Raw genomic sequence first — 240 nt, forward strand, 5'->3', positions numbered from 1 at the left:
TTAGCGATAGCAATAATATATTGGGGGGACAAGAATGAATTTGAAATTTACATCTAAATTTGAAAGATTAAGAAAAAGTAAAAAAGGAATTGGTGCTTGTGTTTTAGCCGCAGGGGTGACGGCTATTACTATGATTCCTCAAAGTGCTTATGCACATGGATTTGTTGAAAAGCCAAGCAGTCGTGCTGCTTTATGTAGTCAGAATTATGGAGCGTTGAATTTAAATTGTGGAAATATAAT

1 pseudogene is annotated in these 240 nt (G+C 34.6%); it reads left to right on the plus strand.

The features are described from left to right. Window positions 1-34: 34 nt before the first annotated feature. Window positions 35-240: pseudogene (locus SB775_RS33365) on the plus strand (lytic polysaccharide monooxygenase); the annotation flags it as partial.

It is taken from the genome of Peribacillus sp. SIMBA_075 (assembly GCF_046534585.1).